This is a genomic window from Pseudomonas sp. (genome assembly GCF_030696055.1).
Taxonomy (GTDB): domain Bacteria; phylum Pseudomonadota; class Gammaproteobacteria; order Pseudomonadales; family Pseudomonadaceae; genus Aquipseudomonas.
Window position 1 is genome coordinate 1 of record NZ_JAUYNP010000009.1, and the last position, 9,797, is coordinate 9,797.

At 62.5% G+C, this 9,797-nt stretch carries 7 protein-coding genes; 2 read left to right on the forward strand and 5 right to left on the reverse strand.

The annotated features are described in order from the left end of the window. Positions 1–129: 129 nt before the first annotated feature. The 5 genes from Q8Q83_RS00475 to Q8Q83_RS00495 form a co-directional block, all read right to left on the reverse strand. Positions 130–2,199 carry an EAL domain-containing protein gene (locus Q8Q83_RS00475; RefSeq protein WP_305620166.1) on the reverse strand — a complete coding sequence of 690 codons (2,070 nt, stop codon included), beginning with the start codon at positions 2,197–2,199 and terminating at the stop codon, positions 130–132. 63 nt (positions 2,200–2,262) lie between these two features. Beyond that, a complete protein-coding gene (locus Q8Q83_RS00480) occupies positions 2,263–4,086 on the reverse strand; it encodes a molecular chaperone (RefSeq protein ID WP_305620168.1) in 1,824 nt (607 codons plus the stop codon). A 214-nt stretch (positions 4,087–4,300) separates the two neighbouring features. Then, positions 4,301–5,164: an archaetidylserine decarboxylase gene (gene asd, locus Q8Q83_RS00485; RefSeq protein WP_305620170.1), complete on the reverse strand. Its 864-nt coding sequence runs from the start codon at positions 5,162–5,164 to the stop codon at positions 4,301–4,303. A gap of 38 nt (positions 5,165–5,202) precedes the next feature. Beyond that, the gene (locus tag Q8Q83_RS00490; RefSeq protein ID WP_305620172.1) at positions 5,203–6,018 is read right to left on the reverse strand and encodes a rhodanese-like domain-containing protein; all 816 of its coding nucleotides are present in this window, start codon (positions 6,016–6,018) and stop codon (positions 5,203–5,205) included. 41 nt (positions 6,019–6,059) lie between these two features. Then, positions 6,060–7,574, reverse strand: coding sequence for an HDOD domain-containing protein (locus tag Q8Q83_RS00495; protein WP_305620174.1), 1,515 nt, complete (start codon positions 7,572–7,574; stop codon positions 6,060–6,062). 121 nt (positions 7,575–7,695) lie between these two features. Between Q8Q83_RS00495 and motA the strand changes: the two genes are divergently transcribed. Continuing rightward, positions 7,696–8,547: a flagellar motor stator protein MotA gene (gene motA, locus Q8Q83_RS00500; protein WP_305620176.1), complete on the forward strand. Its 852-nt coding sequence runs from the start codon at positions 7,696–7,698 to the stop codon at positions 8,545–8,547. A gap of 8 nt (positions 8,548–8,555) precedes the next feature. Next, entirely contained in the window at positions 8,556–9,596 is a 1,041-nt protein-coding gene (gene motB / locus Q8Q83_RS00505; protein WP_305620178.1) for a flagellar motor protein MotB, read from the forward strand. Positions 9,597–9,797 lie beyond the last annotated feature (201 nt).

Genomic DNA, 9,797 nt, shown 5'->3' on the forward strand with positions numbered 1-9,797 from the left:
GACGAGAAGATCGTATCTATCCACGCGCCATCAGGCTCAAATCGTCGAAGTATCCGATCAGAAATAAAAATTCCAGTCAGCTTAACTGACTGGCATTAGCCCGAGGGCGGCTTTTTTGTGGGGCACAGATCACTCGTCGCCGGCCGAGAAGTCGTAATCCATCGACTGGCTGGGGCCTTGCAGGTAATGGCCCTGAATATAGTTGACCCCGGCCTGCCAGAGCGTGGCCAGTACGCTGGCGCTCTCGACGAAGGGCACTATGGTCAGCTTGGCTTGGGCATGCAGGCTGGCCAGCAGGGTTTTCAGGGCTTCCTGATGCTCGGCTTTGCTCAGGTCCTGGGAGAAGGAACTGTCGACTTTGACGAAGTCGATATGCAGATGTTTCAGGGTATTGAAGGGGTTCAGCGAGCAACCGAACTGGGTCAGGGCGACTTTGCAGTGCAGCTCGTTGAGGCCCAGGGTCATCGCCTTGGCTGGCTTGAGGTAGGCGATGGCATCCGGTTCGCTGAACTGGAACACCAGCGAGTCGGACGGCAGGCGGGCGGCTTTCAAGGCCACGCTGAGCCAGGGCAGCAGGGTCTGATCCTGCAGGCTGGCGCTCGACAGATGGACGAACAAACGGGTGTTATGGCCCTTACTGCGGTGGTCGGCGAGCAGCTTGATCGAGTTGAGTATCACCCAGCGATCGATTTTCTCGGCCAGGCCGGCATCTTTGGCGGCGCTGAACAGCTCAAGCGGCGGGATTTCTTCGCCTTGCGGGTTGATCAGGCGCAGCAGCGCCTCGTAGTGCTCGAAGCTGTCGCCGCGCAAGCTGATGATCGGTTGGAACAGCAGGCGGAAACTGTTGTGTTCCAGGGCCTGCTGGATCATCGCGGTGATATTGCCACGGCTGGCGGCGGCGGCCAGCTCGCTGGCTGGGTTGAACACTTTTAGCGCGTTGCCGTCCTTCAGTTCATCGGCGCAGCGGTGGGCGCGATTGACCACTTCCTGGGGCTTGGCGGTTTTTTCGTTGAGCCCGGCGACGCCAATCGACAGGCTGGTCTGGATAGTACGGCCGCTGACATCGAACAGATGGCCTTCGACTTTTTTCAGCAGAGTCGCCAGGTGTTCCTGACAGCTCTCCGGGGTCAGGCCCGGCTGCAGCACGGCGAACACATCGTCGCCGAAGCGTGCCAGTTGGGCATCGGCGCTGAAGTGCGCGCGCAGCAGGTTGGCCAGGTCGGTCAGCACCAGGTCGATGCCGGCCAGGCCTATATCGGCCAGTAGCGCGGCGTAGCGATCGACGCGGATATAGGCCAGGCAGGCTGGCTGGCCGGCATTCACCGCACGCTCTGCGGCCGCATCCATCAGTTCGAGGAAGTGGCTGCGGTTGAACAGGCCGGTGACCAGGTCCTGGCTGCTGATTTCACGCAGTTTCTCTTCCAGCTCGGCGTTGCCGCTTTGCGCGCGAATCACCACCTGGATGCAGGGTTCGCCATCGTAGGTGGCTGGCGAGAAGCTCATCTGCGCCTGGAAGCCCTGACCGCTGGCTTTTATCCCGGTGCAGGCGAGTTCGGCCTGGCCTTCGGCGCTCTGGTAGTTCTTCAGGAAGTCCTTGAAGCTGGCTTGGTCGCTGTTGCCGATCAGGTCGATCATCGGCATGCCTTCCAGCTCGTCGGCGTCTTCGTAGTCGAAGAGCTTGAGGTAGGCGCGGTTGGCGTAGATATGCATGCCGTCGTGCACATAGGTGATGGCATCGACGGAGCTGTCGAGCAGCAGCTGGCAGCGCTTTTCCGCTTCGCGCAGGGCCACTTCGGAGGCGCGGCGGGCGCGGCGCTCTTCCAGGTTGGCCAGTTCACGCTTGGCCACCAGCACCAGGCGCTCATCCTCACCCTGCGGCAGGGCGTCCTGCGCACCCAGCAGCAGGGCTTCGGTGATGCTGTCGGAGTCGTTGTCAGGCAGTAGCTGAATCACCGGGATGTCTTTGGCCTGGCGGCGAATGCAGCCTATGGCCTCGCTGGGCGCCAGATGCTCGCTGCTGGGGGCGCAGATCAGCAGATCCCAGGTCTGTTGCAAGGCGTTGAGCAGGTCATCGCTGGAGCTCAGACGATGCACCCGGGTTGCGCTGCCAGCGTTACGGAACAGGCTGACGAGGCGCTCGGCTTCGTTCTGCGAGTCTTCGAGAATCAGTAGCCGAATAGTTTTTTTTTCGATGGCCATAGCTGAGATCAAGTCTGCGCCGAACGGGCGCGAAAAGGCGACAAAAGGAGGTGCGACGGCAATCTACAGCGACTTCCAGAGTGAGTCAAAGTCTTCCTCCCCGCCTGCGTCGCGGCTTTTCGCCGCTGTGACAGGCTTCCCGTGGTCGCTGGGTGGCTGGTCGACGCCGCGGTACTCGAACTGATTGAAGCTGCCGGTGCTGCTTTGCCGGCGGCTGAGCACGGCGCGCCTTTCGCTGCCGTCGATATTGATCAGCACCTTGTTGCCTTCCTGAAAAGGCAGGCGCGCGGTGATCAGGCTGGCGGGGCGGGAAATGGCGCTGATTTCCGGGAGCAGCAAGGCGCGCAGGTACTGGCTGTTCTGTTCGGTCTTGCGCAGCAGTTGCAGGCCGCAGGACTGGGCGTGGGGGGCGATCAGCTCGATGCCCATTTGCGTGCCGCCGCCGCGCACCTGGCGAATCCAGCGCACCACGGCGATGCTCCAGCCTTGCTGTGGCGGGCTCTGTACGCCCAGCAGCTCACCGGCTTGCAGTTGGCTGGGAACCTCTTTGGGCCAGGACAGGCAGTAGCCGCCCGGGCTGATATTGACGATCGACAGTGGGTAAGTCGGGTAGTTTTCCGGGGCGTTGCTGCTGAGCGCTTCTGGAGTCTGTGCTGGCTTGTTGTACTGGATCTCCTCCATGGGCTGGCGGTGATCCTGTTCACTGATTTTTTGCGCGTCAAAGGCATTCGACCAGACATCGGGTACGCCCTTGCCGGCTTTGAATGCGGGAGGACTCTTGTACGCGGCGGCGCTGGTTGCGCTCGGTAGTTGCAGCATCTCATGGAACGGGCGTTGGCCGGCCAGGAAAAAATGCAGCGCACTCATGCCGATGCACAGGGTCAGCTGGCCTTGGGCCTGGCTGCGCTGGAAGCTGCGCTCGGCGATATCGCCCCAGGCCGCGGCCAGGTGTTGCAGCATGTCCTGGCTGAAACCCTCGGGCACGGCCAGGCGTGACCGCTCCAGGCTCTCTGCGGACAGCAGCAGATGCTCCTTGATCGCATCGACCAAATTGCTGGGGTCGATGCCCAGGGCGTTGGGCAGCTCGTTGGGTTGGAACAGCGAGGTATAGCGGGGCGGGGCATCCTGCTGCGGTGCCACGGCGAACAGGCTGGACGGTGCATCGCCTGCTTGCAGGCTGACCAGGGCGCTCCAGGGTTCCAGCACTTCGGCCAGGCGGGCAATGGCATTCTGGCGCATCTGGTTGCAGCGGGCGCATCCCAGGAGCAGGGCGACCAGGTAGCTCTGTTCGACAGTCAAGCCCTGGGTGCGCCGGGCCAGCGGGTCGCGGATCAGGGTTTTGTGCAGGCCGCGAGTCTGGGCGGTCAGGTAGAGCTGGTGCAGTTCTAGCCACAAGCCCTCGGGGATGGGGCAGTACAGCTGACTGGAGCGGATCAGCGGGCCGCACAGGCTGTGCGTGGCGCGCTGCAGGGCGATACTCAGCAGCTGGTTGCGCTCGCGGTTATCTTGGCTGGCCAGGCGTGTGACTATCAGCTTGTAGCCGATCGCCAGATGGTTTTGCAGGGCCTGACACAGGTTGGCCACTTTGCGCGGACGCTCGTCGAGGACTATGGCCTGGTTGAGGAAATGGCGCTCCAGTTGCTGGCACACGAAATACACCTCGGGGCGTAATAACTCCAGCAATTGCAGGCGGTTATCCGAGGGGGTCAACAGTTGATTGAGTTCCACCAGGGCTTGATACAGCTGGCGGGCGGTCTCGCCGATATTGGCCTTGGGCAGTTTGCCGATCCAGTGTTTCAGATCGCGCGGGCTGGCATTACAGAATGACAGGCTCTGCTTATCTGGCGTGGTCACGCGAAGCATCAAGTGAGAATTCTGTTTATCCATCTAACGCGGATACTCCAGCACGCAAGCAAGGCGGGTGGTTCTAATAATTATGTTTCGACTCTAGCAGCATCCTGCGACTACCGCAGCCATCTATAAGCTCTGGCCGGGGTGTATTGATTGGACCCGCTTGGGGCGGTGGTGGTTCAGTGAGCGGGGGCCTATGGCTATCTGAGAGGCAGTCAGCCATAGGCCTGGGGCGATCTGGACCTGAGTCCTACTGCGCCTGGCTGTCGCCCAGGCGTTGGCCCATCTGCACGCCGCTATTGGCCGCCAGCTGTGCGGCCCACTGCACCTGCTCTGGGCCAAACAGCACGATGGCGGTGGAGCCCAGTTTGAAGCGGCCCAACTCGGCGCCTTTTTCCAGCACTATGGGCGCGCGTGCGGCCGCGTCGTAGTGAAAACTCTTCAGCGCGCGCTTGGGCGGGGTCACCAGCCCGGCCCACACGGTTTCGATCGAGGCGACTATCATCGCGCCGACCAGCACCACCGCCATGGGGCCGCGCTCGCTGTCGAACAGGCAGACCACGCGTTCGTTGCGGGCAAAGAGTTCGGGGACGTGTTCCGCGGTGCGCTGGTTGACCGAGAACAGCCGGCCGGGGACATAAACCATCTCGCGCAGGGTGCCGCTCAGCGGCATATGTACCCGGTGGTAATCCTTGGGCGACAGGTAAATGGTGGCGAACTCGCCGCCCATAAAGGGCTTGGCGCGCTCACTGTCACCGCCGAGCAGTTCGACCAGGCTGAAGCTGTGACCCTTGGCCTGGAAGATCCGTCCGTGCTCGATCTTGCCCAGTTGGCTGACGGCGCCGTCGGCCGGGCTGAGTACCGCGCCCGGTGTCGGGTCCAGCGGGCGGGCGCCTTCTTTCAGGGCGCGGGTGAAGAACGCGTTGAAGTGCTCGAAGGCATTCAGGTCTTCGATCTGCGCCTCGCTCATATTGACCTGGTACTGCTGGGCGAACCAGCCGATCAGGCGACTCTTGAACCAGCCCGCCCGGCATTCGGCGGCGCAGCCGATCAGGCGCGAGAGCAGTTGATGGGGCAGCAGGTACTGGCTGAGGATAAACAGGCGGTCTTTCATTACGCTTCCTTAAAAATGGCAGGCTGGCTGTCGAGGCTTCAACGCTCGACGGGCGTATCCGGGTGGTTGCCCCATTCGCCCCAGGACCCGGCATAGGCTTTAACCCGTGGGAAGCCCAGTGCTTTCGCCACCAGGTAGGTGAAGCCGGAGCGGTGATGGGTCTGGCAGTGGGTGAAGATTTCTTTGTCCGGGGTGATGCCGAGGCTGTTGAGCAGGCTCGGCATATCCTGGCGAATGCGCAGGGCGCGCGCCTGATCCATGCCGGCGGTCCAGTCGAGGTTCACCGCGCCCGGAATATGCCCGGCTTTCTGCGCGAACGCTTTTTCCCCGCTGTATTCGGCGGCGGAGCGTGCATCCCAGATGACCAGGTCGGCGGCGCCCAGGCGACTCTGCAGATATTCGCGGCTGGCCGTGGGGGCTTGATTCAGCTGGAGGTAAACCGGCTGGTTGGCGGCTGCCGGCTGCTCTGTGCTCAGCGGCAATTCTTCCGCCAGCCAGGCATGCAGGCCGCCATCGAGGTAGTGGTAGTGGCTGTGGCCGATCACATCCAGCAGCCAGATAAAGCGTCCCGCCCAACCGCCGCCTTCATCGTCATACACCACATAGACCGCGTCGGGGTTGTGCCCCAGCTCGCCGAACAACTGCTCAAGCTGCGCCAACTCCGGCAGCAGGCCGGGGGCCGGGGGCTGGCCCAGTTGGGTGCGCTTGGGGTCGACAAAGCGTGCCCCGGGGATATGCCCGGAGGCATAGCGCGCGCTGCTGGTCAGGTCGACCAGTATCAGTTCGGGTGCATTCAGGCGGCTGGCCAGCTCGGTTGGCTCGATCAGCAATGGCAACTCAGCGAAGGCGGTCATGCCGGGCCTCATTAACGGGGGAAGGGGCGGATTGTAGCGGACTAACGCCCGCGGTTGGCAAAGCTGACCAGGGCGCGCTCGATGCATTGCACGGTTTTACCGAACGCCTGCACGCCGGCATCGTTCAAGGCGCGGCCATTCTGGTCGGCCAGAATCAGCATGACCACGCGGTTATTGCTGGCCAGCGAGCGGAGCAGCAGGTGTTCGCCGGGGAACAGGGTTTTCAGGGTGCCGGGCAGCAGGGCGGAGAACTGCGCGATATTGGCCGGGGTCAGGCGCAACTGTGTCGGCGCGCCGAGCAGGCGGCGCAGCACCTGGCTGTGCTGAGGGTCGAGGCTCAGGCGCGCGGCCGTTTGCGCAAGGCCAGTCTGCTGCTGCGCTTGCAGGCGGGTATGGTGGCGGTCGGCGAGCAGGATCAGCACGCGTTGCATGCCGCAGGCTTGCAGGGCCTGATTGGCGCAGGCGGTCAGCTGCAGCACGTTGCTGAAGGGGCTCGGCTGCGCCAGCAACTGCGCGCACTGCTGGCGCCAGGCGCTGACCACCGGGAGCTTGCTGGGCTCGCTGGCGGCTTGCAGGTGACGTGCCTCCCAGGGCCACAGCAGCGCTTCTGCCGGATGCCAGAGGCCGGCATGCGGGTGCAGGCGGGCGCTGCTGACGGCATGCTGGTGCAGTGCTTGCTGCAGTACATCCAGTGGCAGCTGCATAAACAGCCCGGTCAGGCGCTGCCAGCGCAGGCTGTGTTGGCCGTTCCAGGCATGGTGGGCGGAAATTGCCAGGCCGTTGGCCAGCAATATGCTGTTGCCTGGGTGGGTCAACCAGCGCCGCAGGTGGCTGTCCGCGTCCAGGCATTGCTGCTGTTGCAGGGGATGTTGGTTATTGCGTGCTATATGCAGCGCCTTGACCAGCAGGCGGCGGTCGTTGACCAGCAGGCGATAGCCTTGGCTGATCCACTCGGGCAGCTGCCACTGCTCGCTGAGGGCCAGGCAGAGCCTGAGCAGGGGAATGCCGAGCAGCTCCTGCTCGACCCTGGCTGCCGGTTCGCCCTTGAGCAGGACGCGCTGCTCCCAGATATCGAAGAGTTCGGGGTGGACGGCCAGCAAGGTCCAGATCGGGGCCAGGAACAGCAGGCTGGCGCAATGGACTTCCTGCCAGAGCCGGGCCAGGCGTGCGGAAAACAAGCCACTGGCTTGCTGGCTGGCGTGCAGGCTGATCAGCTGGATCTGCCGCAGGGCCTTGGGTATCTCGCTTTCCGGCAGTGCGGGCTGCAGGTTGAGCAGCTCTTCGGTGCGTTTCAGACCCAGGCGACTGATGGCGCCCTCGAGGCTTTCGGCCGGCTCTTTAAAGCCCGCGCCGCGCTTATTGGCTGCGCGCAGCACGCTGAGCGCCAAGGCTGGGCAGTCCTGGATCAACTCGGCAATTTCGCCCATGGAGCTGTTGTTGTCCGCCAGGCCACGGCGCACGCGCTGTTGGCTGTCGATGGAGATAGGCAACAGTTGCCCGTCCAGCTGTTTTAACCAGTTCGGCAGGGTGCGCGGTAGGGACAAGGGTGTGGGCATCCGGGTTGAGCCAAGCTGGCTTTTGACCTTAACTGGCTATAGTCTCGCGCAAATCTTCCGATAAATAGAAGGGTTGTTTTGCGCAGCCCTTTGTCTCCTTAGCTTTGGCCCGTTTTTTCCTATGGCAAAAATCATCGGCATCATCGTTGTGTTCGCCAGTGTACTGGGCGGCTTTATCCTTTCCGGCGGCCATTTTATGGCCTTGGTGCATCCCTTCGAGGTGATGATCATCGGTGGTGCCGCCTTGGGCGCTTTTCTGCAGGCCAACCCCGGCAGCATGTTTATGCAGGTGTTCAAGAAGTCGCTGAAGATGTTCAGCTCGCGCTTCAGTCACGGTTACTACCTGGATGTGCTGAAACTGATTTACGAGATTCTCAACAAGAGCCGGCGTGAGGGCATGATGGCGATTGAGGCGGATGTCGAAGAGCCCGCGGCCAGCCCGATCTTCAGCAAGTACCCCGGCATCCTCAAGGATGAGCGGATGACCGCCTATATCTGCGATTACCTGCGCATCATGTCCTCCGGCAATATGGCGCCCCATGAGCTGGAAGGGCTGTTCGACATGGAAATCGCCAGCCTCAAGGAAGAGCTGGAACACCCGGCGCATGCCGTGGCCAAAGTCGCCGACGGCATGCCGGCCATGGGTATCGTGGCGGCGGTACTGGGCATCGTGATCACCATGTCGGTGCTCGCCGAAGCGGACAACGCGGAAATCGGTGAGAAGGTCGGCACCGCGCTGGTCGGCACCTTCCTCGGTATTTTGGCCTCCTATGGCTTCTTCGGCCCGCTCTCCGGCGCCTTGGAACATGACGCCAAGGAAGAACTCAACGTCTACGAGGCGATCAAGGCCGGCCTGGTGGCCTCGGCCTCCGGCATGCCGCCTTCGCTGGCGGTGGAGTTCGCCCGCAAGGTGCTCTACCCTGCCCATCGTCCCAGCTTTATCGAGCTTGAACAGGCGATGCGGGGGGGCTGACGGCGGCTATGGAAAATAACCAGCCCATTATCGTCAAGCGGGTCAAGAAGACGGCCGGCGGTCACCATGGCGGTGCCTGGAAAATCGCCTTTGCCGACTTTGCCACGGCGATGATGGCGTTCTTTCTGGTGATGTGGCTGATGTCGTCGGCCACGCCCGAGCAGAAAAAACTGATTTCCGGCTACTTCAAGGACCCCATAGGTTTTTCCGAAAGCGCCAGCCCCTATGTCATCGACCTGGGCGGCACGCCAACGCCGTCGCCGGATCGCACCCTCAACCCTGAAGAGAAGCCCGAGGGGGAAGAAACCCCGGCGGAGGCCGAACAGCAACAGGCCGAGGCGCTGGCTGAAGAGCTCGAGCGCGAGCGCCTCGAACTGCTGCTGCAGGAGTTGCAGAACAAGGTCGACAAGAACCCGCAACTGCAGCGCTTCAAGGATCAGATACTGTTCGAGATCACCCAGGACGGTCTGCGCATCCAGATCACCGATGCCGAGAACCGGCCGATGTTCGACCTCGGCAGCGCGCGCTTGCAGCCCTATTTCGAGGACATCCTGCTGGCCATGACTGATACCATAGCCGCGGTGCCGAACAAGATCAGCATCAGCGGCCATACCGATGCCAAGCCCTTTGTCGGGAGGGGCGATTTCGGTAACTGGGAGCTGTCTGCCGATCGCGCCAATGCGGCGCGGCGGGTGCTGGTGGCCGGCGGTTACGATGAAGAGCAGGTGGCGCGGGTGGTCGGCTATGCCTCCTCGGCGCTATTCGATCGCAACGACCCGCTGAACCCGGTGAACCGGCGTATCGACATAGTGGTGCTGACGAAAAAGGCCCAGCGCACCATCGAGGGTGCGCAAGGCGAGCCCGTTGAACCGGCGCCGAGTGACCGCGCTGGCGCTGAGGTGCTGCCGACTGAGCCCCCAGACGAATCGGCCGCGCCAGCCGTCGAGCCGCCGCCGACGCAGAGCGAGCCCGTACCAGCAGAGAAGCTGCCGGAGCGCCTGAATATTTTCGAGGACGGCGTGCTGCAACTTGATCAGCCGGCGCAATAACCCATCCTGAAACGAACAGGCCGCGAGTGATCGCGGCCTGTTCGTTTCAGGACCTGTTTACGATCTCGCGAGCTAGAGCCAGACAAGGCAAAAACAACCGAGGAAGCGCAGTTTACGAGCAGTAAATGAGCATTCCGAGGCTGTTTTTAACGCCGGATGGCCGACGCGCAGCAGATCGTAAATAGGTTTTCAGTACTCGGC